The sequence below is a fragment of the Pseudomonas sp. D8002 genome (assembly GCF_013385695.1).
In the GTDB taxonomy this organism is placed as follows: Bacteria; Pseudomonadota; Gammaproteobacteria; order Pseudomonadales; family Pseudomonadaceae; genus Aquipseudomonas.
Genome location: NZ_JACAPM010000055.1, coordinates 1 through 21,215, shown reverse-complemented (window position 1 = coordinate 21,215; position 21,215 = coordinate 1). Strand labels below are relative to the sequence as shown.

The 21,215-nt window shown below is 61.1% G+C and carries 25 protein-coding genes; 11 read left to right on the top strand and 14 right to left on the bottom strand.

Translation table 11 applies throughout. The annotated features are described in order from the left end of the window. Position 1 precedes the first annotated feature (1 nt). On the top strand, positions 2-1,900 hold the full coding sequence (gene cysN / locus HX807_RS28330; RefSeq protein ID WP_008432291.1) for a sulfate adenylyltransferase subunit CysN: 1,899 nt from the start codon (positions 2-4) through the stop codon (positions 1,898-1,900). 168 nt (positions 1,901-2,068) lie between these two features. On the opposite strand, the gene HX807_RS28325 is transcribed toward cysN, so the two are convergent. From HX807_RS28325 to HX807_RS28315, 3 genes are read right to left on the bottom strand one after another with little or no spacing between them, the layout of a single operon-like run. Then, positions 2,069-2,968: an acyltransferase gene (locus HX807_RS28325; protein WP_177051809.1), complete on the bottom strand. Its 900-nt coding sequence runs from the start codon at positions 2,966-2,968 to the stop codon at positions 2,069-2,071. Continuing rightward, positions 2,969-5,068, bottom strand: a complete 2,100-nt coding sequence (pta, locus tag HX807_RS28320; RefSeq protein WP_003208454.1) for a phosphate acetyltransferase — start codon at positions 5,066-5,068, stop codon at positions 2,969-2,971. It abuts the gene before it with no gap. A gap of 60 nt (positions 5,069-5,128) precedes the next feature. Then, positions 5,129-5,467, bottom strand: a complete 339-nt coding sequence (locus tag HX807_RS28315; RefSeq protein ID WP_003208456.1) for a DUF3565 domain-containing protein — start codon at positions 5,465-5,467, stop codon at positions 5,129-5,131. Between HX807_RS28315 and HX807_RS28310 the strand changes: the two genes are divergently transcribed. The 3 genes from HX807_RS28310 to HX807_RS28300 all read left to right on the top strand — a co-directional run bounded on the left by HX807_RS28310 (position 5,436) and on the right by HX807_RS28300 (position 7,874). After that, positions 5,436-5,921, top strand: coding sequence for a peptidylprolyl isomerase (locus HX807_RS28310; RefSeq protein ID WP_003208457.1), 486 nt, complete (start codon positions 5,436-5,438; stop codon positions 5,919-5,921). The genes HX807_RS28315 and HX807_RS28310 overlap by 32 nt on opposite strands. A gap of 135 nt (positions 5,922-6,056) precedes the next feature. Next, complete coding sequence (locus HX807_RS28305) at positions 6,057-6,539, top strand: glutathione peroxidase (RefSeq protein ID WP_102606072.1); 483 nt, start codon at positions 6,057-6,059, stop codon at positions 6,537-6,539. A 231-nt stretch (positions 6,540-6,770) separates the two neighbouring features. Further along, positions 6,771-7,874: an NADH:flavin oxidoreductase gene (locus HX807_RS28300; protein ID WP_177051807.1), complete on the top strand. Its 1,104-nt coding sequence runs from the start codon at positions 6,771-6,773 to the stop codon at positions 7,872-7,874. Here the strand turns inward: HX807_RS28300 and HX807_RS28295 are convergent. Both HX807_RS28295 and cysZ read right to left on the bottom strand, forming a co-directional pair. Further along, positions 7,843-9,045, bottom strand: coding sequence for a glycosyltransferase family 1 protein (locus tag HX807_RS28295; protein WP_177051805.1), 1,203 nt, complete (start codon positions 9,043-9,045; stop codon positions 7,843-7,845). The genes HX807_RS28300 and HX807_RS28295 overlap by 32 nt on opposite strands. 64 nt (positions 9,046-9,109) lie before the next feature. Then, positions 9,110-9,865: a sulfate transporter CysZ gene (gene cysZ, locus HX807_RS28290; protein ID WP_177051803.1), complete on the bottom strand. Its 756-nt coding sequence runs from the start codon at positions 9,863-9,865 to the stop codon at positions 9,110-9,112. A gap of 293 nt (positions 9,866-10,158) precedes the next feature. On the opposite strand from cysZ, the gene trxB reads away from it, so the two are divergent. Further along, on the top strand, positions 10,159-11,121 hold the full coding sequence (gene trxB / locus HX807_RS28285) for a thioredoxin-disulfide reductase (RefSeq protein ID WP_003208470.1): 963 nt from the start codon (positions 10,159-10,161) through the stop codon (positions 11,119-11,121). Positions 11,122-11,303: 182 nt separating this feature from the next. Here the strand turns inward: trxB and HX807_RS28280 are convergent, their stop codons facing one another. The 6 genes from HX807_RS28280 to HX807_RS28255 are packed head-to-tail and all read right to left on the bottom strand — an operon-like array spanning position 11,304 to position 14,241. Further along, positions 11,304-11,645, bottom strand: a complete 342-nt coding sequence (locus HX807_RS28280) for a HopJ type III effector protein (RefSeq protein ID WP_008432300.1) — start codon at positions 11,643-11,645, stop codon at positions 11,304-11,306. Further along, the gene (locus HX807_RS28275; protein WP_008432302.1) at positions 11,638-11,934 is read right to left on the bottom strand and encodes a DUF1244 domain-containing protein; all 297 of its coding nucleotides are present in this window, start codon (positions 11,932-11,934) and stop codon (positions 11,638-11,640) included. Before HX807_RS28275 ends, HX807_RS28280 begins: the two co-directional genes overlap by 8 nt. Before the next feature lie 23 nt (positions 11,935-11,957). Then, the gene (gene folX / locus HX807_RS28270; protein ID WP_003208474.1) at positions 11,958-12,329 is read right to left on the bottom strand and encodes a dihydroneopterin triphosphate 2'-epimerase; all 372 of its coding nucleotides are present in this window, start codon (positions 12,327-12,329) and stop codon (positions 11,958-11,960) included. Positions 12,330-12,331: 2 nt separating this feature from the next. After that, a complete protein-coding gene (gene folE, locus HX807_RS28265; protein WP_003208476.1) occupies positions 12,332-12,892 on the bottom strand; it encodes a GTP cyclohydrolase I FolE in 561 nt (186 codons plus the stop codon). Positions 12,893-12,912: 20 nt separating this feature from the next. Then, positions 12,913-13,623, bottom strand: coding sequence for a dihydromonapterin reductase (gene folM / locus HX807_RS28260; protein ID WP_177022707.1), 711 nt, complete (start codon positions 13,621-13,623; stop codon positions 12,913-12,915). 57 nt (positions 13,624-13,680) lie between these two features. After that, positions 13,681-14,241, bottom strand: coding sequence for an antibiotic biosynthesis monooxygenase (locus HX807_RS28255; RefSeq protein WP_008432309.1), 561 nt, complete (start codon positions 14,239-14,241; stop codon positions 13,681-13,683). A 215-nt stretch (positions 14,242-14,456) separates the two neighbouring features. Here HX807_RS28255 and HX807_RS28250 point away from each other — a divergent pair, with 215 nt between their 5' ends. After that, positions 14,457-15,413: a MerR family transcriptional regulator gene (locus HX807_RS28250; protein ID WP_371316501.1), complete on the top strand. Its 957-nt coding sequence runs from the start codon at positions 14,457-14,459 to the stop codon at positions 15,411-15,413. A gap of 2 nt (positions 15,414-15,415) precedes the next feature. On the opposite strand, the gene HX807_RS28245 is transcribed toward HX807_RS28250, so the two are convergent. Together HX807_RS28245 and HX807_RS28240 are read right to left on the bottom strand one after the other, a co-directional pair. Next, entirely contained in the window at positions 15,416-16,021 is a 606-nt protein-coding gene (locus HX807_RS28245; protein WP_003208483.1) for a hypothetical protein, read from the bottom strand. A gap of 58 nt (positions 16,022-16,079) precedes the next feature. Next, complete coding sequence (locus HX807_RS28240; protein WP_177051801.1) at positions 16,080-16,547, bottom strand: PAS domain-containing protein; 468 nt, start codon at positions 16,545-16,547, stop codon at positions 16,080-16,082. Positions 16,548-16,660: 113 nt separating this feature from the next. Here HX807_RS28240 and HX807_RS28235 point away from each other — a divergent pair, with 113 nt between their 5' ends. Continuing rightward, on the top strand, positions 16,661-17,116 hold the full coding sequence (locus tag HX807_RS28235) for a flavodoxin (RefSeq protein WP_003208486.1): 456 nt from the start codon (positions 16,661-16,663) through the stop codon (positions 17,114-17,116). Here the strand turns inward: HX807_RS28235 and HX807_RS28230 are convergent. Further along, positions 17,097-17,993 (bottom strand): LysR family transcriptional regulator, encoded by an 897-nt coding sequence (locus HX807_RS28230; protein WP_177051799.1) that lies wholly within the window; start codon positions 17,991-17,993, stop codon positions 17,097-17,099. The genes HX807_RS28235 and HX807_RS28230 overlap by 20 nt on opposite strands. A 99-nt stretch (positions 17,994-18,092) precedes the next feature. On the opposite strand from HX807_RS28230, the gene HX807_RS28225 reads away from it, so the two are divergent. From HX807_RS28225 to HX807_RS28210, 4 genes are all read left to right on the top strand, one after another. Next, positions 18,093-18,479, top strand: coding sequence for a CidA/LrgA family protein (locus HX807_RS28225; RefSeq protein WP_177022708.1), 387 nt, complete (start codon positions 18,093-18,095; stop codon positions 18,477-18,479). Further along, a complete protein-coding gene (locus tag HX807_RS28220) occupies positions 18,469-19,155 on the top strand; it encodes an LrgB family protein (protein WP_102368140.1) in 687 nt (228 codons plus the stop codon). The genes HX807_RS28225 and HX807_RS28220 overlap by 11 nt, the downstream gene beginning before the upstream one ends. 149 nt (positions 19,156-19,304) lie before the next feature. Beyond that, positions 19,305-20,087 carry a class II aldolase/adducin family protein gene (locus tag HX807_RS28215; RefSeq protein ID WP_003208491.1) on the top strand — a complete coding sequence of 261 codons (783 nt, stop codon included), beginning with the start codon at positions 19,305-19,307 and terminating at the stop codon, positions 20,085-20,087. Next, positions 20,087-20,989: an alpha/beta fold hydrolase gene (locus tag HX807_RS28210; RefSeq protein ID WP_102368142.1), complete on the top strand. Its 903-nt coding sequence runs from the start codon at positions 20,087-20,089 to the stop codon at positions 20,987-20,989. Before HX807_RS28215 ends, HX807_RS28210 begins: the two co-directional genes overlap by 1 nt. Positions 20,990-21,215 lie beyond the last annotated feature (226 nt).

Genomic DNA, 21,215 nt, shown 5'->3' with positions numbered 1-21,215 from the left:
CATGTCGCATCAATCTGATTTGATCAGCGAGGACATCCTCGCCTACCTGGGCCAGCACGAGCGCAAGGAAATGTTGCGCTTCCTGACCTGTGGCAACGTCGACGACGGCAAGAGCACCCTGATCGGGCGCCTGCTGCACGACTCCAAGATGATCTACGAGGATCACCTGGAAGCCATCACCCGCGATTCGAAAAAATCCGGCACCACCGGTGACGACATCGACCTGGCGTTGCTGGTCGACGGCCTGCAGGCCGAGCGTGAGCAGGGCATCACCATCGACGTTGCCTACCGCTACTTCTCCACCGCCAAGCGCAAATTCATCATCGCCGACACCCCCGGCCATGAGCAGTACACCCGCAACATGGCCACCGGTGCCTCCACCTGTGACCTGGCGATCATCCTGATCGACGCCCGCTACGGCGTGCAGACCCAGACCCGTCGCCACAGCTTCATCGCCTCGTTGCTGGGCATCAAGCACATCGTGGTGGCCGTCAACAAGATGGACATCAATGGCTTTGACCAAAGCGTATTCGAGTCGATCAAGGCTGATTACCTGAAGTTTGCCGACGGTATCGCGTTCAAGCCGAGCACCCTGGCCTTCGTGCCGATGTCGGCCCTCAAGGGCGACAACGTGGTGAACAAGAGCGAGCGTTCGCCCTGGTACACCGGCCAGTCGCTGATGGAGATCCTCGAGACCGTCGAGATCGCCAATGACCGCAACTACACCGACCTGCGTTTCCCGGTGCAGTACGTCAACCGTCCGAACCTGAACTTCCGTGGTTTTGCCGGCACCCTGGCCAGCGGCATCGTGCACAAGGGCGACGAAGTCGTGGTGCTGCCGTCGGGCAAGAGCAGCCGCGTCAAATCCATCGTCACCTTTGAAGGTGAACTGGAAAACGCAGGTCCCGGCCAGGCCGTGACCCTGACCATGGAAGACGAAATCGACATCTCCCGTGGCGACCTGCTGGTGCATGCCGACAACGTGCCGCAAGTGACCGACGCTTTCGACGCCATGCTGGTGTGGATGGCTGAAGAACCGATGCTGCCGGGCAAGAAATACGACATCAAGCGCGCCACCAGCTACGTGCCGGGTTCCATCACCAGCATTGTGCATCGCGTGGATGTGAACACCCTGGAAGAAGGCCCGGCGAGCGCCTTGCAGTTGAACGAGATTGGCCGGGTCAAGGTCAGCCTCGACACGGTCATCGCCCTGGACGGTTACGCGAGCAACCGCACCACCGGTTCGTTCATCGTCATCGACCGTTTGACCAACGGCACCGTGGCTGCGGGCATGATCATCGCGCCGCCGGTGACCCATGGCAGCGCGGCGCAGCACGGCAAACTGGCTCACGTGGCCACCGAAGAGCGCGCCCAGCGCTTCGGCCAGCAACCGGCGACCGTGTTGTTCAGCGGCTTGTCGGGCGCCGGCAAAAGCACCCTGGCCTACGCGGTTGAACGCAAGCTGTTCGACATGGGCCGTGCGGTGTTTGTGCTGGACGGCCAGAACCTGCGCCACGACCTGAACAAGGGCTTGCCGCAGGACCGTGCCGGGCGTACCGAGAACTGGCGTCGTGCCGCGCATGTGGCGCGTCAGTTCAACGAGGCCGGCTTGCTGACGTTGGCGGCGTTTGTTGCCCCGGATGCTGAAGGGCGTGAACAGGCCAAGGCGCTGATCGGCGGTGATCGTTTGCTGACCGTGTACGTGCAGGCTTCGCCGCTGGTGTGTGCCGAGCGTGATCCGCAAGGTTTGTACGCGGCGGGCGGCGATAACATCCCGGGTGAGTCGTTCCCGTATGACGTACCGTTGAATGCGGACCTGGTGATCGACACCCAGGCGTTGTCGCTGGAAGACAGCGTCAAGCAAGTGCTGGAACTTCTGCGCCAGCGCGGCGCGATCTAAGCTTCACGCGCGCAAAAAAGCCCGCCATGTTGGCGGGCTTTTTTATGGGGCCTTGGAAACAACTCGGTCAAACGTGGGAGCGGGCTTGCTCGCGAAAGCAGAGTGTCAGCCGCCACATGTATAGGCTGGCACACCGCATTCGCGAGCAAGCCCGCTCCCACATTTTGATCAGTGACTGGCGGGATAATCTGTGTGCAATTTGGCGAGCAGCACATCCTTCTCTTCCCACAACCGGTTGATCCAGCCCTGGAACGCCAACCGATACTCCCCATCCTGCTCGTAATTCTTGCCGATAAACTCGGCCGGAATCTGCACCTCTTCAAACTGCACGACAACGTCCTTCACATTCCCGCACAGCAAATCCCAATAACCGGGGCGCCCACCAGGATAGTGAATGGTCACGTTCACCAGCGACTTCAGTTGCTCACCCATGGCATCCAGCACAAAGGCAATGCCGCCGGCCTTGGGCTTGAGCAGGTAGCGAAACGGTGACTGTTGCTGTGCATGCTTGCCCGGGGTAAACCGCGTGCCTTCGGCAAAGTTGAAGATTCCCACCGGGTTGTGGCGAAACTTCGCGCAGGTCTTGCGGGTAGTTTCCAGGTCCTTGCCTTTCTTTTCCGGGTGCTTTTCCAGGTACGCCTTGGTGTAGCGCTTCATGAACGGGAAGCCCAGCGTCCACCACGCCAAGCCAATCACCGGGACCCAGATCAGCTCTTGCTTGAGGAAGAACTTCAGCGGGCGAATGCGCCGGTTGAGCACGTATTGCAGCACCATGATATCGACCCAGCTCTGGTGGTTGCTGGTCACCAGATATGAGTGTTCATAGTCCAGGCCTTCCAGGCCTTTCAGGTGCCAGCGGGTGCGTCGCACCAGGTTCATCCAGGCCTTGTTGTTGCTGATCCAGGCCTCGTGGGTCTGGTTCATCAGCCATTCACTGAAGCGTTTGGCAAACGGCAGCGCCTTGAACAGCGCCACGATAAACAGGAACGAGCACAGCAAAATCGTATTCAACGCCAGCAACAGCGAGGCCATCACCCCGCGCACGGCGGCAGGTAGAAAATCCAGCATTTAGACATCCATAGGTCGGTTGGCGGCTTGAATCGCGGTCAATGCGATCGTGTACACGATGTCGTCCACCTGCGCCCCGCGGGGCAGGTCGTTCACCGGTTTGCGCAGGCCTTGCAGCATTGGGCCCAGGCTGACGCAATCGGCACTGCGCTGCACGGCCTTGTGGGTGGTGTTGCCGGTGTTGAGATCCGGGAACACGAACACCGTGGCCTTGCCCGCCACCAGGCTGTTGGGCGCCAGTTGCCGGGCCACGCTTTCGTTGGCGGCGGCGTCGTACTGCAACGGGCCGTCGATCAGCAGCGAGCTTTGGGCTTCGTGGGCCAGCAGGGTGGCTTCGCGGACCTTCTCGACCTCCTCGCCCGTGGCCGAATCACCGCTGGAGTAACTGATCATCGCCACCCGTGGCGTGATACCGAAAGCGGCGGCCGAGTCGGCGCTTTGCAGGGCGATTTCCGCCAGCTCCGCCGCGCTGGGGTGCGGGTTCATCACGCAGTCGCCGTATACCAGCACTTGCTCGGGGAACAGCATGAAAAACACCGACGAGACCAGGGTGCAGCCCGGCGCGGTCTTGATCAGTTGCAAGGCCGGGCGAATGGTATTGGCAGTGGAGTGGATGACGCCGGAGACCAGGCCGTCCACTTCATCCAGGGCGAGCATCATGGTGGCGATCACCACGGTGTCTTCCAGTTGCTGCTCGGCCATCGGCGCGTTGAGGCTTTTGGTTTTGCGCAGGGCCACCATCGGTTCCACGTAGCGCTGGCGAATCAGGTCGGGGTCGAGAATCTCCAGGCCTTCGGGCAGCTCGATGCCATGGGCGCGGGCTACGGCTTCCACGTCGGCCGGCTTGGCCAACAGTACGCAACGGGCGATCCCGCGTGCCTGGCAGATGGCGGCGGCCTGCACGGTCAGCGGCTCGCTGCCTTCGGGCAACACGATGCGCTTGTTGGCGGCCTGGGCGCGCTGGATCAGTTGATAGCGGAACACCGCCGGCGACAGGCGCATCTCCCGCGGCGTGCCGCAGCGCTGGTGCAGCCAGCGGGCGTCGAGGTGGCTGGCGACGAAGTCGGTGATGATCTCCGCACGTTCGCGGTCATCAATCGGGATTTCCTTGTTCAGGCTGTTGAGCTGGTTGGCGGTGTCATACGAGCCGGTGCTCACCGACAACACCGGCAGCCCGGCCTGGAACGCGCCACGGCACAGGTCCATGATCCGTGGGTCGGGCAGGGTGTCGCTGGTCAGCAACAGGCCGGCCAACGGCACGCCGTTGATGGCGGCCAGGCTGACGGCGAGGATGATGTCGTCGCGGTCGCCGGGTGTCACCACCAATACGCCGGGCTTGAGCAGCTCCACGGTGTTGCGCATGGTACGGGCGCAGATGATGATCTTGGTCATGCGCCGGGTTTCGTAATCACCGGCATTGAGGATCTGCGCGCCCATCAGGTCGGCCACGTCGCGGGTGCGTGGGGCGTTGAGTTCCGGTTGGTAGGGGATGCAGCCCAACAGGCGGAAATCGCCGCTGCGCAACAACGGCGAATGCTCTTTGAGCCGTGCCGAGAACGCCTCCATGCTTTCGTCGGTGCGCACTTTGTTGAGGATCACGCCCAACACTTTTGGATCTTTCGGGCCGCCGAACAGCTGGGCCTGCAATTCCACGCGGCCGGAGAGTTCGGTCAGCACTTCGTTTTCCGGGGCCGAGACCAGGATCACCTCGGCGTCCAGGCTCTTGGCCAGGTGCAGGTTGACCCGGGCCGCATAGCTGGCGCTGCGGGTCGGCACCATGCCTTCGACGATCAGCACGTCCTTGCCCACGGCGGCTTGCTGGTAAAGGGTGATGATTTCTTCCAGCAGCTCGTCGAGCTGGCCGTCGCCGAGCATCCGTTCGACATGGGCCAGGCCCAGAGGCTGGGGCGGTTTCAGGCCGTGGGTGCGGGCCACCAGCTCGGTGGAGCGCTCGGGGCCGGTGTCGCCGGGGTGCGGCTGGGCAATCGGTTTGAAGAAGCCGACTTTCAGCCCGGCCCGTTCAAGGGTGCGCACCAGCCCAAGGCTGATGGAGGTCAGACCCACACCAAAATCGGTGGGCGCGATAAAAAAAGTCTGCATGCGAATTCTCTGGAGGTGCATGGCTTCGGTGGCGGCCTATGGCTGGCTGCCTACCGGGAATCAGGTGCCAAGGTTATCTTTATCTGAGCCTTGCGCACACCAGCCGCACGTAAAGGGCTTGTCTATTTTTTCAAGGCGTTGCGCCGGGTCCGTGACCCAGGCCCGGGATTGCCAGGGTGGCTGGTGGCGCAGGTGCTGGGTGTGGCCGCAGGAAAGCTCGACGACCCAGTGCCGGTCTTCGTCCTGGTGAAATCCGACGACCGTCGGGTCAGTTGTTCGACCCCGTCCGTCCGGGTTGTGTTCGCTTTCGGGCAAATCCTTGTTTAGACTTGTCCGTTCTTCATTCTTCTGCAAAAGGTCTCGCCCCATGCCGATCGCCGCCAATAAGGCTGTCTCCATTGACTATACCCTGACCAACGACGCTGGTGAGGTCATCGACAGTTCTGCCGGCGGCGCGCCGCTGGTCTACCTGCAAGGTGCAGGTAACATCATCCCGGGCCTGGAAAAGGCCCTGGAAGGCAAAGAGGTCGGTGACGAACTGACCGTTGCCGTAGAACCTGAAGATGCCTACGGCGAATACGCTGCCGAACTGGTCAGCACCCTGAGCCGCAGCATGTTCGAAGGTGTCGACGAGCTGGAAGTGGGCATGCAGTTCCACGCTTCCGCTCCGGACGGCCAGATGCAAATCGTCACCATCCGTGACCTGGACGGCGACGACGTGACCGTCGACGGCAACCACCCGCTGGCTGGCCAGCGCCTGAACTTCCAGGTGAAGATCGTCGCTATCCGTGACGCTTCCCAGGAAGAAGTGGCCCACGGCCACGTGCACGGCGAAGGTGGTCACCACCATTAATTGACTGAGCGCCGCTCTGTCAGTTGGAAAAAGGCGCCTTCGGGCGCCTTTTTCATTTGGCGGCTATTCTTGCCGACTTGGCGGCTGTAATCTCGAATGGCCGTTACGAAGAACATGGGATATCTGGAGTTCGTCATGAGTGCTTTCCACGACCTTAAACTCAAAGCCCTGGATGGTCAGGAGCTGCCTCTGGCGCCCTTCAAGGGGCAAGTCGTGCTGGTGGTCAACGTCGCCTCCAAATGTGGGTTGACCCCACAGTACGCCGCGCTGGAAAACCTCTATCAGCAATACAAAGACCAGGGTTTCACCGTACTCGGGCTGCCGTGCAATCAATTTGCCGGGCAGGAACCGGGTACTGAAGAAGAAATCCAGAAATTCTGCAGCCTCAACTACGGCGTGACCTTTCCCCTGGGCAGCAAGCTTGAGGTGAATGGCCACGATCGCCACCAGCTGTATCGATTGCTGGCGGGCGAGGGCGCCGAATTTCCCGGGGACATCACCTGGAACTTCGAGAAATTCCTGTTGGGCAAGGACGGCCGGGTGCTGGCGCGTTTCTCGCCGCGTACACCGCCGGATGACCCCTCCATTATTCAGGCGATCGAAAAAGCATTGAGCTGATACTTTCAGCATTGTCGAGTGAGTTTCTGTGGCAAGGGAGCTTCCTGTGGCAGGGAGTTTCCTATGGCAAGGGAGCTTGCTGTGGCGAGGGAGCTTGCTCCCGCTGGGCTGCGAAGCAGCCCCATGCCCTCCCGCTTTTACCCCTTAATCACCCCAATCAATAGTGCTATCCAACACGCTGCACACTCCATATTATCCACATCATAAATTCCTTTCCGATGGAGTGCTCCCATGCCTGTCCAAGCCTTGTTCAAACCGTTCCAGCTCGGTGCACTGCAACTGCCGAGTCGCGTGGTCATGGCGCCGATGACCCGTTCCTTTTCTCCGGGTGGCGTGCCCAACTCCAAAGTGATCGAGTACTACCGCCGCCGCGCCGCCGCCGGTGTAGGCCTGATCATCACCGAAGGCACCGTGGTCGGCCACCCGGCTTCCAACGGCTACCCGAACGTCCCGCACTTCTACGGTGAAGCCGCCCTGGCCGGCTGGAAGAAAGTAGTCGACGCGGTACATGCCGAAGGCGGCAAGATCGTTCCGCAACTGTGGCATGTGGGCAGCGTACGGCGCATCGGCACCGAGCCGGATGCCAGCGTGCCGGCTTACGGCCCCACCGAAAAACTCAAGGACGGCAACGTCGTCGTCCACGGCATGACCGTGCAAGACATCAAGGACGTGATCGCCGCGTTCGCCCAGGCTGCCAAGGATGCCCAGAGCATCGGCATGGACGGCGTTGAAATCCACGGCGCCCATGGCTACCTGGTGGACCAGTTCTTCTGGGAAGGCACCAACCAGCGCACCGACGAATACGGCGGCAGCCTGGCCAACCGTTCGCGTTTCGCCATCGAATTGATCCAGGCCGTCCGCGCCGCCGTGGGCCCGGACTTCCCGATCATTTTGCGTTTCTCCCAGTGGAAGCAGCAGGACTACACCGCGCGCCTGGTGCAAACCCCGGAAGCCTTGGGTGGATTCCTCAAGCCGCTGTCTGACGCGGGCGTGGATATTTTCCACTGCTCCACCCGCCGTTTCTGGGAGCCGGAATTCGAAGGCTCCGAGCTGAACCTGGCCGGCTGGACCCGCAAGCTCACCGGCAAGCCGACCATCACCGTGGGCAGCGTCGGCCTGGATGGCGAGTTCCTGCAGTTCATGGTCAACACCGACAAAGTGGCGCAACCCGCCAGCCTGGAAAAACTGCTGGAGCGCCTGAACAACGACGAGTTCGACCTGGTCGCTGTGGGCCGTGCGCTGCTGGTGGATCCGGATTGGGCACTGAAGGTTCGCGAAGGCCGTGAAGGCGACATCCTGCCGTTCAGTCGTGAGGCGTTGACGACGTTGGTGTAAGGGGCGACAGGGCGGGCATCGGTTGCTCGTCCTCGCACACCCCGCGTAATTGGCGCTCAAACTGCTCGATAATCGCCGGCCAACCCTGACGGCTGGCGTGTTGCCGGGCATTGAGCCGCACCCGGCGCAAGCTCTCGCGCTCTTCCAGCAGCCAATTGGCCGCATCGTAAAACGCTTCTTCATCCCCCGGCATCGCCAGCACGCCGCTGTAGCCATGGCGAATGTGCTGGGTTGCGGCCGCCTGGTCGTATGCCACCACGCCCAACCCTGAAGCCATGGCCTCCAGCACCACGTTGCCGAAGGTTTCGGTCAGGCTGGGAAACAGGAACACATCCCCGGACGCGTAATGCCGGGCCAGTTCCTCACCGCGCAAGGTGCCGCAGAAAATCGCCTCCGGCAGTTCCTTTTCCAGCATCGCCCGTTGCGGGCCATCGCCGACGATGATCAGTTTCATCTGGCGCAGTGGATACGTGTCCTGCAGCGTCTCGAAACAGCGCTTGAGTAACCCGAGGTTTTTTTCCTGGGCCAGGCGGCCGACATGCAGCACGGCAGTTTGCTCACTGGTCAGTGCCCAACTTTCACGCAACGCATTGTCGCGTTTGGCCGGGTGAAACAGCTGGCTGTCGACACCGCGCGCGAGCATGCCCAGGCGCTCGAAATGGCGCCGCTCCAGCTCCAGTCGCTGGCTGGCGCTGGGCACCAGGGTCAGGGTCGAGCGGTTATGGAACCAGCGCAGATAGTGGGTCAGCACCCGGCTCAGCATGCCCAGGCCGTACTGGTTGGAATACTGCTGGAAGTTGGTGTGAAAGCCACTCACCACGCTGATCCCCAGGCGCCGCGCCGCCCGCAACGCCGACAAACCCAGCGGCCCTTCCGTGGCGATATACAACACATCCGGGCGCTGGCGGGTCCAGCGCCGCAACAGCTTGTGCATCGACGACTGGCCCCATTGCAGCCCCGGATAACCCGGCAAAGGCCAGCCGCGGCAGAGCATCAGGCCGTCGTCGCTGGGCCGGCTCTGGTCGCTGCCCTGTCGTGGGCGAACCAGTTCGACTTGATGCCCGCGCGCGCGCAAACCGTCACACAGGCGGCCAAGGGTATTGGCCACCCCGTTGATCTCTGGCGGGAAGGTTTCGGTGATCAGGGTGATGTGGAGCGAAGCTGTCGTCATGACCCACAGTGTCGGCGTGGGCCATGTCGTCATTGTGTCTTTTGGATGATGGATTTGTGACGGCTCAGGCCTTTTTAATGGACATGGCCTCGGCGCCTTGCTCACGCACCCAGAACAACGTCGCCCCAGCCACCGCTGCCGGCATCATCAGCAGGTTGACCACCGGCACCAGCAACACCAGGTAGACGATGCCGCCAAAACTCATGCTCTGCCAGCGCTTCTGGCGCAGCCAGGCGAGCATTTCGTTCCAGCCCAGCTTGTGGTTGTCGGCCGGGTAGTCGATGTACTGGATCGCCATCATCCACACACCAAACAGCAGCCACAGCGGTGCTGCCACCAGATTGACCACCGGGATGAACGACAGGATAAACAGGCCGATAGCCCGGGGCAGGAAGTAACCCAGTTTGCGCATTTCCCGGGCCAGGGTGCGCGGGACCATGGCCGCCAGTTCGCCCCAGCTGAACGCCGGGAAATCATCGGTGCCGCGCACCACCACTTCGACCTTTTCCGACAGAAAGCCGTTGAACGGCGCGGCAATGATGTTGGCGAGCATGGTGAAGGTGAAAAACACCATCAGCACCACCAGCACCACAAATAAAGGCCACAGCAGGTAATTGAGGAAGCTCAGCCAGCTCGGCAGGGTCGGCATCAGCGTGTCGACCCACAGGCTGAACTGATGGCCGGCGAAGTAGATCAATCCGACGAACAGGATCAGGTTGATTGCCAGCGGCAGCAGCACAAACAGCCGCAGGCCGGGGCTGAGTACCAGTTTGAGACCTTCGCGCAGGTACTGTGGGCCTGAAAGAACGGGGGCGGGCATGGATAACTCCGGGCAATAGGGGCGAACGCGCCGACCTTACCGGCTTTGGGAGTACCGGGAAAGCACGGCCCGCATCGCGACATTAACGGTAACAAAGGTGTCGATTAATAGAAGGCATGGGATAGAGACCACCTATGAGCTGGATTGTTAATCCGTATTTCCTTAATCTTGCCTCCCTCTATACGCTGCACCCATTATTTTCAGGATCTGCGAGTTCAAGCCTTCCCCAAGTGCTTCGCGGTCCTTTTTTATTCCAGCCGTTCTGTAGTCCGGGCGGTCGATAGGAGTGAGTCATGTCTGATACCCGTCATTCGCGAGTGATTATTCTCGGTTCCGGCCCTGCCGGTTACAGCGCTGCCGTCTACGCTGCCCGGGCCAACCTCAAGCCGTTGCTGATCACCGGCATGCAAGCGGGCGGCCAGTTGACCACCACCACTGAAGTCGACAACTGGCCGGGGGACGTCCACGGCCTGACCGGCCCGGTGCTGATGGAGCGCATGAAAGAGCACGCCGAGCGTTTCGAAACCGAGATCGTGTTTGATCACATCAACAAGGTCGACTTCTCCAAGAAGCCTTACAGCCTGACCGGCGACAGCGGCGTGTACACCTGTGACGCGCTGATCATCGCCACCGGCGCCAGCGCTCGTTACCTGGGCCTGCCGTCGGAAGAAGCGTTCATGGGCAAGGGCGTTTCCGCCTGCGCAACCTGCGACGGTTTCTTCTACCGCAACAAGCCAGTGGCTGTGGTCGGTGGCGGCAACACCGCGGTGGAAGAGGCGCTGTACCTGGCCAACATCGCCAGCACCGTGACCCTGGTTCACCGCCGCGAGACCTTCCGCGCCGAGAAGATCCTGATCGACAAGCTGCATGCCCGCGTGGCCGAAGGCAAGATCATCCTCAAGCTCAACGCCACCCTGGATGAAGTCCTGGGCGACAACATGGGCGTGACCGGTGCTCGCCTGAAGAACAACGACGGCAGCTTCGACGAGCTGAAAGTCGACGGCGTGTTCATCGCCATCGGCCACACTCCGAACACCTCGTTGTTCGAAGGCGTGCTGGATGCCAAAGATGGTTACCTGATCGTGCAGGGCGGCCGTGAAGGCAATGCGACTGCCACCAACATCGAAGGTATCTTCGCTGCCGGTGACGTGGCCGACCACGTGTACCGCCAGGCGATCACCTCCGCCGGCGCCGGTTGCATGGCGGCCCTGGATGCCGAGCGTTACCTCGACGGTTTGAAGGACGCTTCGTTCTAAACCGCAGAAACAAAAAAACCGGCTGCGAGGCCGGTTTTTTTATGCGCGGGATTTGATGATCACCGCAGTCCAAATGTGGGAGCGGGCTTGCTCGCGAAAGCGGTGTGTCAGTCACCCGATGTATTGACTGACACTCTGCTTTCGCGAGCAAGCCCGCTCCCACATTTTGATCTATGTCTGACTCAGGATTTGCGGGTCAGTGGCTGTGCGGCAAACTTCACACCCGCCAACCCATGCTCGATCAGCGCACGAATGTTGCCATGGTCACTGCCTTCAGGCGTGGCCAGCACCGAACGGTAATGCTCGCCAAACGCCAACAGCGCTTCCTGGTCGCTCAAGCCTTCCAGCAGCGCCAGGCCCAGGGTCTTGCACGAACCTTCGTTCTGCCCGGCGGCGTTTTCCACGCTGCCATTGGTGAACGCTTGTGGCTGGTAGTCGTAACCCGCAGCTACAAAGGCCAGGGTATCGGCAAAAACATGTTCGCCACTGTTGAGGCTGGCGCGCAGGGTGTTCAGGTCAGTCATGGGTTTTTCCTTTGGCGAATGCCGCTTGCTGTTCGGCACTGGCTTCTTGCTGGTATTGGGCTTTCCACTCGGCGTACGGCATGCCGTACACCACTTCACGGGCGTCATCGAGGCTCAGCTCGATCTGGCGCTCGTCGGCCTCGGCCTTGTACCACTTGGACAAGCAGTTGCGGCAGAAGCCCGAGAGGTTCATCAGGTCGATGTTCTGCACATCCTTGCGGCTGTCCAGGTGGGCCACCAGCCGGCGGAAGGCGGCGGCTTCGAGTTCGAGGCGTTGTTGATCGTTCATGATGCTCACTGCAAAGGTAAGGGTTAGCGACTGGCCGCCAGGGTGATCGACACCGATTCGGCAAAACGCAACGCATGGGGTTTGTCGACTTCGACTTCGGCGTACAGCACCGATGTATTGCTCATCACCAGGTCGAGGATCTCCTGGGTCAGGCGCTCCAGCAGGGCAAAGCGATTGCCTTCCACATGGGCGATGATCGCCTTGGTGATGGTGCGGTAGTTCAGCGCGTGGTCGATGTCGTTGTCGCGCACGGCTTCCTGGGCGGCATACAGGATGGTCAGGTTGATCAACACATCCTGCTTGTTGAGGATTTCATCCTCGTTGATCCCGATAAACGTGCGCAGGCACAGGTCCTTGACCCGGATGCGCGCCATGCCTGGCTGAAGTTGTGGCATTGCTACTTGCTCCGTCCAATCAGTTGCAGGAACTCCATGCGCGTGGTGTTCGACTCGCGGAAGGCGCCGAGCATCACCGAGGTGTTCATGGTTGAATTCTGTTTTTCGACACCGCGCATCATCATGCACATGTGCCTGGCTTCTATCACCACCGCCACGCCGGCGGCCTGGGTCACCGTCTGGATGGCGTCGGCAATTTCGCGCGTGAGGTTTTCCTGGATCTGCAGGCGACGGGCGAACATGTCGACGATACGCGCCAGCTTCGACAGGCCGAGCACCTTGCCGGTCGGAATATAGGCCACATGGGCCTTGCCGATAAAGGGCAGCAGGTGATGCTCGCACAGCGAATACAGCTCGATGTCCTTGAGGATCACCATCTCGTCGTTGTCGGAGGAAAACAGCGCACCGTTGACGATTTCTTCCAGGTTCTGCTCGTAGCCGTGACACAGGTACTGCATGGCCTTGGCGGCACGCTTTGGCGTGTCGAGCAAACCCTCGCGCTCGGGGTCTTCACCCAGGCCCTTGAGGATCTCGCGGTAGTGGTGGGGCAGGGACAAAGTCATACAACATCCTCGCAAACGGCTTACTTGATATGCCGCCCGCCGTTGACGGTCAGGGTGGTACCGGTGACATACGGGTTATCCAGCAGGTAGCGCACGCTCTGGTAAATCACCTCGGGGCCGGGCTCGATGCCCAGTGCCGCCTTGGCCAGGACCTTGGCGCGGTAAGCCGCGTCGTCGCCCTCGTTGAACATCACCATTGCCGGGGCAATGCCGTTCACCTTGATATCCGGTGCAAGCTGCGCGGCAAACGACAAGGTCAGGCTGTCGAGCCCGGCCTTGGTGGCGCAGTAGGCAATGTGCTGGCGGCTGCCCTTGCGGGTCACGTCATCGCTGATGTGCACGATATCCGCAGGCGTGGAGCGTTGCAGCAGGTAAGCACAATGCAGGTTGATCAGGTACGGCGCAAGCATGTGCACGCTGAACATGTCGGTAAAGGCGCGGCTCTCGTCGCCGGGCGCTTCCGCCACCCAGGCCGAGGCATTATGAATGATCGCCCGCAGGCTTTGGGTGTGCGTCTTCAGTTCGTCGATGAAGGCGAGAATACCGGTCTCGTCGGAGAAGTCGGCAAACACACCGATCGCACCGCGTTCGCGCAAGGCTTGCACGCCGGGACGTTCGGTGCGGTAGCTGAAAATCACTGGCTGCCCTTCGTCCAGCAGGCGCTGGGCGCAATGCAGGCCGACGCGCTGGCCGGCACCGGTGATCAGGATCGGGGCGGGTGTTGAAGACATGGGAGGCTCGAATCGCTGGCAGGCTAAAACTATACCAGCGAGCGGCCTCCCTTGTACTCAAGCAGCGGCTTCGGTGGCCTTTACCCGGGCTGGCGCCGGATGCAGCCAACCGGCCAGCAGGTGGGTCGACAACGGGATAAAGAAGTAAACCATCAATGGCGTGAGCGCGAGGGTGCTGACTAGCACACGGCTCAGCAACCCCAACTCGCTGAGCAGCGGCTCAAGGCCGAAGTTGAACAGCAGCGACACCGGGAAAAATGCCAGCCAGATGGCCACGGCCTGCTTCCAGCGCGGCGGACGTGCGGCGGCGGCGCCAAACCAGCCGTCGATACCGCGTACGCGATGCTCCGACGGCGCAGCAAACAGCTCACTGCCACGCCCGAGCCATGCACCACGGGAGGCGGAAAACTCCCACGCATGCAGGGTTTTTTCGTCGGCGAAGCGGAAAATAATCTGGAACTCGTCATCGTTGGGCGGCGGTGCAAGCACGCCTGAACCCAGGTAACCGGGGAAGTCCGTGGCCAATTGCTCGCCTTCGCGCAGCCAGGCCATCAACTCTTCATAGCGACCCTTGGCCACGCGGCGCGCAACCATCAGGGTGACGGGGGAGGTAGACATTGTGTATCTCCATAAGGATCAGGTGCACTGGGCCGGGTAGGCGGCGCACGAACGAAGCTGCGGGGTAAGCAGCCACGTTGAAAAAACAGGCAAGGATTATTCCTGTTTTGCAGAAATACACCAGCGACATTGGTCGGCTTGTCGAAGACCTTGAATCGGACAGCTGTATGGGCGTTAAATGGGATCCAAGTTCCTGACAGTATATTGATGCCCTGATGTCTGTAATGACTGCTCCACGTCCCGACATGGCCCTTGGCAACCCTGCCGATTCCGATGAGCTGTTTCCGATTCGCGAAGTCGCGAGATTGACAGGCATCAACCCTGTCACCTTGCGTGCCTGGGAACGGCGTTACGGGCTGATCCACCCGGTTCGCACCGAAAGTGGGCACCGCCTGTATTCGCGCACCGATATCGAGACCGTTCATCGCATTCTTGACTGGATCGAGCGTGGCGTGGCCGTGAGCAAGGTCGGCAAGATCCTCGCCCGCGACGATCATCAAGTCGAAGCGGCGGCTGCTTCGCCGGCAGGTGCAGAGCATGAGTGGGCCCAATGGCAGGCGCAGTTGCGAATGGCCGTCGGTGCCTTCGACGACCGGCAACTGGACCGGTTGTATGGCCAGATTTTCGCTGCCTACCCGGTCGCGGTGGTGTTCCAGGACATCCTGATGCCCCTCTGGCAGCAACTGTTGCGACATCAGGGGCTGTTTGGCCAAACCAGTGAATGGCTGTTTTTTGATGGATTTCTGCGCAGCCGAACCTGGAAACGCCTGCAGATAGGCTGTGCCTCAGCGGCGCCGCGGGTATTGCTGGCGGCCATTGCGGGGGAGTGCCGAGAGCTGGAGTTGTTGGTCGCAGGCCTGTTGATGAGCGGTGACGAGTTGGCGGTCAAGGTCCTGGCTGTGGGCCAGCCGATGGATGAATTGACCCTTGTCTGTGAAAAAACCAGGCCACAAGCCCTTGTGGTGTTCTCCAATCACTCGCCGGCCAATGGCTTGCCTCGGCGCCTTGAACGGCTGGCCCTGACCCTGGATTGCCCGCTGTTGCTGGCCGGCGATGCGGCGGAGTTGGCGCAGGAACAACTGGCGGGTTCATCCGTCGGCTGCCTGGGTAACGAAGGGCGATTGATGCAGCGCCGCTTGCAGCAGTTTCTGCGCGGTAACCTGGATACCTGACGTCAGGCGTGGACTTCGGGGTGAAACAGGCGATGTTGCTGCAGGATAAACTGGCGCAGGCGCTCGGTCTCATCCACATCGTTCTGGCTCAGGCGGTAGGCGAACAATCCTCGGGCAGTTTCCCGTTCCAGCGTGCCCCGCACCGAAATGCGCTCGTACCCGGACGGACTGAACCACAGGGAAAAGGTTCTTGGCGCCTTGATCCGCCCGCGAATTTCCACCAGCAATCCCTTGAATGACACCTCATGTACCCACAGCGCACCGGGCTGGCCCTTGATGTTTTCCAGCGGCACCGGCTCTTCGAGCGCCAGGCGCCACGGGCGGATCATCGGCCCGTCTTCGAAAATACTCGGTACACCCAGCCGCAGATGCACGGCATGAAACTCGTCTTCCACCAATTGCAGCGGAAACGTCATTTGCTGGTTGTCGAATTGGGCCTGGAGGGTGACATGGTCATGGGCGGCCAGGCGGGTGAGCAGATCACGAATCTGCGCACCGCCATTGACCGTCAGGCTCGACGACGCGTCCCGCACGTTGAGTTGCGGGTTATGGTGCATGGTCTGAATAAAATCCAGCTCGTCCTGCGTCAAAAGCGCGTCGCGTTGCATTGATCTTGCTCAAGAAAAAGGTATTAAAACGCCATTATCTCTTTAAAGACCGCGTTTTCTAGTTTTTGTTAGATCCGCTCGTCGCCTTGAGTGCCGCAAGCTCCGCCTTGAGGTCAGCCAACTGGGCTTCCAGTTGCGCGACACGCTGCTGGGCCTTGACCTGAACGGTCACATCCTTCTGCACGCCGACCACATAGGTCTGTTTGTCGGCCGGGTTGTAAACCGTCGATAACGACAGCTCGTTCCAAAAATGTGTGCCGTCCTTGCGGTAATTGCGCAGGATTTCCCGGCAGGCGCCGCCACTCTCCAGGGCTTCGCGAATCGCCATCAGACCCGGCTGGTCACGGTCACCCGATTGCAGGAAGCGGCAATCCTGATAGAGGATTTCGTCGAGGGCGTAGCCGGTCATGCGCTCGAACGCCGGGTTTACGTAAATCAGTGGCATATCCTTGCCTTCGCGCTCGGCGATAACGATGCCGTCGTTGGAAGCGTTGATCACCAGTTGCATCAGCTTGGCGTTAATCATTGAGCGGTCCATGGCTTGTAGTTGGAGTTTGCAGTTTAAGACATGCCGGCAGCCTGTCCATGGGCCCCAGCTGTTAATATCCCAGGCTTTTAGTCAGCTACAGGATCAGATTGATGAAAGTCGCCATCCTTTCCGGCTCGGTGTACGGCACGGCTGAAGAAGTCGCCCGTCATGCTGCAAGCATCCTCAACGCTGCCGGCTTCGACGCCTGGCACAATCCGCGCGCCACCCTGGCCGATGTGCAGGGTTTTGCCCCCGAGGCCTTTTTAGCCGTGACCTCCACCACCGGCATGGGCGAATTGCCCGATAACCTGCAACCGCTGTATTCGACCATTCGCGACCAACTGCCGGCCGCCTGGCGCGGACTACCGGGCGCGGTGATCGGCCTGGGCGACGCCAGCTATGGCGACACCTTCTGCGGCGGCGGCGAGCAAATGCGCGAGCTGTTTGCCGAGTTGGGCGTGCACGAAGTGCTGCCGATGCTGCGCCTGGACGCCAGCGAAAGCGTGACCCCGGAAGCCGACGCCGAGCCGTGGCTGGCCGAGTTGGTCACTGCACTGCGCGGTTGACCGGGAACTCGCGCAACAACGCCAGCCAGGCCTGGGCGGCTTTCGACAGGTAGGCACCCTCACGCCAGATAAAGGCAATGTCCCAGCGCAGGTAGTCCGGCGCCTTGAGTGTCAGGCGCACCACCCCGGGCCGCACCAGGCCCCGGGCCACCACGCTGGGCAGCAACACCACGCCTTGGCCGGCGGCCACCAGGGCCGCAAGGAAATCCGCCTGGCCGCTGCGACCACTTTCCTTCGGGGTGAAGCCCAATTGCTGACAGGCCTGTAGCAGGCGGTCGTTCAACACAAAACTGCGCTGATACATCAGGAACGGCGTGTCAGCCAACTCCTCCAGGCGGATCTGCGCGTTATCGGCCAATGGATGGTCCATCGGCAGCAGGGCGTCCAGCGGTTCATCGCAGAATGCCTGCCAGGCGAATGCCGGGTCGCTGGGCATCAGGCTGCCGCCCACTTCCAGCTCTCCGCTCAAGATCGCCTGCTCGATATTGCGGCTGCCGCCTTCCAGCAACTGGATGGTGACGTTCGGATAACGCCGGCGGTATTCGGCAAACAGCCCGGCGAACAACGTGTCGCCGCCCAACTGCGGCAGGCCCATGCGCAACTCGCCACGGGTCAACTGATTCAAGTCATCCAGCTCACTGAGCAACTCGGTTTGCTGGCGCAGCATGGCCTCCGCCCGCTGCAGCACCACCTGCCCGGCAGCCGTCAGGCGAATCTGCGAACCCAGGCGATCCAGCAGCGGCGTGCCCAGGCTTTGCTCCAGTTGTGCCACCTGCTTGCTGACCGCGGACTGGCTGATGTGCAGGGTTTTACCGGCTTGGGTAAAACCGCCCCGGTGGATCACTTCGACAAAGCTGCGCAGCTGTTTAAATTCCATTCGCCTGATTCCAGTTTGGAATAGATTGCAGTCTAACAATTCGCTGTGGGGATGCCAGGCGCCTCTTTAAAATGGGTGCCCTGGGAGGACCCAAAGCTCATGAAACGTTTCACCTTCAAATTCGTTGGTCGGTTGCTGGCTGAACTGATCATCCTGCTGGCCATTTACTTTCTGGGCTGCCAACTGGCGGCCTGGCTGAGCTGGCCTATTCCCGGTGGCGTAGTCGGCTTGGGCCTGTTGCTGCTGACCTTCGCCACTGGCCTGGTCAAGCCGGCGGCCCTGCAATTGGGCGCCGGTGTGTTGATGGCGGAGATGCTGCTGTTCTTCATTCCTGCGTTGATGAGCCTCTTGGACTACGGCGGCCTGGTAAAGCACGACGGCTGGCGGATCATGTTGGTCATCGGCTTCAGCACCTTGTCGGTGATGCTGGTGACTGCGTTTACCGTGGAATTCGTCTGCCGCTGGAAGCTGCGCCATGAAGCTTGAGCTGATGCCGATGTTCTGGCTGGCGCTGACCCTCGGTGCCTACGGCTTCAGCCGCTGGATCTACCGGCGCACCGGGCGCTACCTGCTGTCGCCGCTGATCCTGGTGCCGGCGCTGCTGCTGGCGGTGGCCGTGCCGATGAAAACCGCCTATGCCGAATACGCCACCGACACCCACTGGCTGATGCTGGTGCTGGGCCCGGTGACCGTGGCGTTCGCGATTCCGATCTGGCAACAGCGCCAATTGCTGATGCGCCACTGGTCAGCGTTATTGCTGGGGATGGTCGCGGGCAGCGCGGCGTCCATCGCCACTTCGTATGGCCTGGCCAAGGCCCTCGCTCTCGACAGCTCGGTGACGATGTCGTTGGTGCCCCGTTCGATCACCACCCCGTTCGCGATGCCGGTGTCTTCCGACCTGGGCGGCGTGCCGGAACTGACGGCGGTGTTCGTGATGTTCACCGGGGTGTTTGGCGCCATGCTCGGCGGCGTACTGCTCAAGTGGTTGCCGTTGCGCACGCCATTGGCCCGTGGCGCATTGTTTGGCGTGGGCGCTCATGGCGCGGGTGTCAGCCGGGCTCATGAGGTGGGCGGTGAGGAAGGCTCCGTGGCGGGCCTGGTAATGGTGCTGACCGGCTTGCTCAACCTGTTCGCCGCGCCTTTATTGGCGTCGCTTCTCTGACACGCGCAGAACAAAATCGAACTATCCTCAGGACTGACCCGTTCGGTCATCAAGCTGGCTGCCAATGCAACTACGGCGGCCTCGAGGTCTGACTAGACTGCCTCTTCACTCAAAAAAACAATAATAAGCGCGCCAAGGAGGTCATTGCCGTGAGCCTAGCCACTGTTCAATCGACACACAGTGTAAAAGACCAGGTCAGCGCGGCCGAATGGCAGGCCCGCGTCGACCTCGCCGCGTGCTATCGCCTGGTGGCGATGCATGGTTGGGACGACCTGATTTTCACCCACATATCGGCCAAGGTGCCGGGCACCGAAGACTTCCTGATCAACCCCTACGGGCTGATGTTCCACGAGATCACCGCGTCGAGCCTGGTGAAGGTCGACCAGGCCGGCAACAAACTGATGGACAGTCCCTACGAGGTCAACCCGGCGGGCTACACCATCCACAGCGCGGTGCACGAAGTACGGCACGATGTGGTCTGCGTGCTGCACACCCACACCGCTTCCGGCATTGCCGTCTCCGCGCAGAAACAGGGCGTGCTGCCCATCAGCCAGCAATCGTTGTTCGTGTTGTCCAGCCTGGCCTATCACGCCTACGAAGGTGTGGCGCTGAACCACGAGGAAAAGGCCCGCTTACAGGCCGACCTTGGCGAAAACAATTTCCTGATGCTGCACAACCACGGTCTGCTGACCTGTGGCGGCAGCATCGCCGATACGTTCCTGATGATGTTCATCTTCCAGCGCACCTGCGATATCCAGGTGATGGCGCAGAATGGTGGCGCTGAACTGATCAGCATTGCGCCGCAGATATTGGCCGGTGCCCGGGCGATGATCGCTGGGGTCACCAAAAGCGCTCAGGGCATGGGCGGCGCGCTGGCGTGGCCGGCGTTGCTGCGCAAACTCGATGCACTCGACCCCGGGTATAAAAGCTGATGCCACTCGCCGAGATCCCGCTGCGCATCTGGCGCCAGCGTGCCCAGAGCTTTGAGTTTCGCGGCCGCACCATTCGGTACTGGGTGGCGGGGCAGGGCGAGCCGTTGCTGCTGATCCATGGTTTTCCCACGGCCAGTTGGGATTGGCATTACCTCTGGCAGCCGTTGGCCCAGCGCTATCAAGTGATTGCCTGCGACATGCTGGGGTTTGGCGATTCGGCCAAGCCGCTGGACCACACCTATTGCCTGCTGGAGCAGGCGGACTTGCAACAGGCGTTGCTGGAGCATCTTTGGGTGCAGCAGCCGGTGCATGTGCTGGCCCATGATTACGGTGACAGTGTTGCGCAGGAGTTGTTGGCGCGGCATTACGAAGGCCGGTTTCGGATGGGCAGTTGTGTGTTTCTCAACGGTGGGTTGTTTCCGGAGACGCATCGTCCGGCGTTGGTGCAGAAGCTGTTGCTGAGCCCATTGGGTTGGATGATCGGGCGGGCGTTTGGGCGTAATGCCCTTGCTAACAGTTTTGGGCAGATTTTCGGGCCGGCGACTCGGCCCAGTGAGAGTGCGCTGGATGATTTCTGGAGCTTGATCGAGAGCCAGGATGGGCCGCGGATTTTGCACAAGTTGATTGCGTATATTCCTCAGCGTCGGCGGCAGCGGGATCGATGGGTGGCGGCCATGCAGCGGGGGGAGGTGCCGTTGCGGGTGATCGATGGGGAGGTTGATCCGATTTCCGGGGGGCATATGGTTCAGCGTTATCGTGAGCTGGTGCCGCACGCGGATACGGTGTTGCTGGCGAATATTGGGCACTACCCGCAGATTGAGGCGCCGGTGCAGGTGTTGAAGCATTATTTGGCGTTTCGGGAGGGGCTTGGGGTTGGGGCTGCTCGGGTGGCTTATTCTTGATTGGGGTTGAGTACATATCCGTTATTTAGGTAACGGCGGCTTATGGTTCCGCTCTTACAGCGGGTCACTTTTGAAAAGCGCAAAAGTAACCAAAACGCTCTGCCCCGCCTGTCGGCGCCTCGCTTTGGCTCGGCGTTCCCTCACTCCGGCATTGCTCCGCGGGCCGCCGCGACGGGCCATCCATGGCCCGGCGCGGCTAAACCGGCGTCCTGCCGGTTTACCCGCT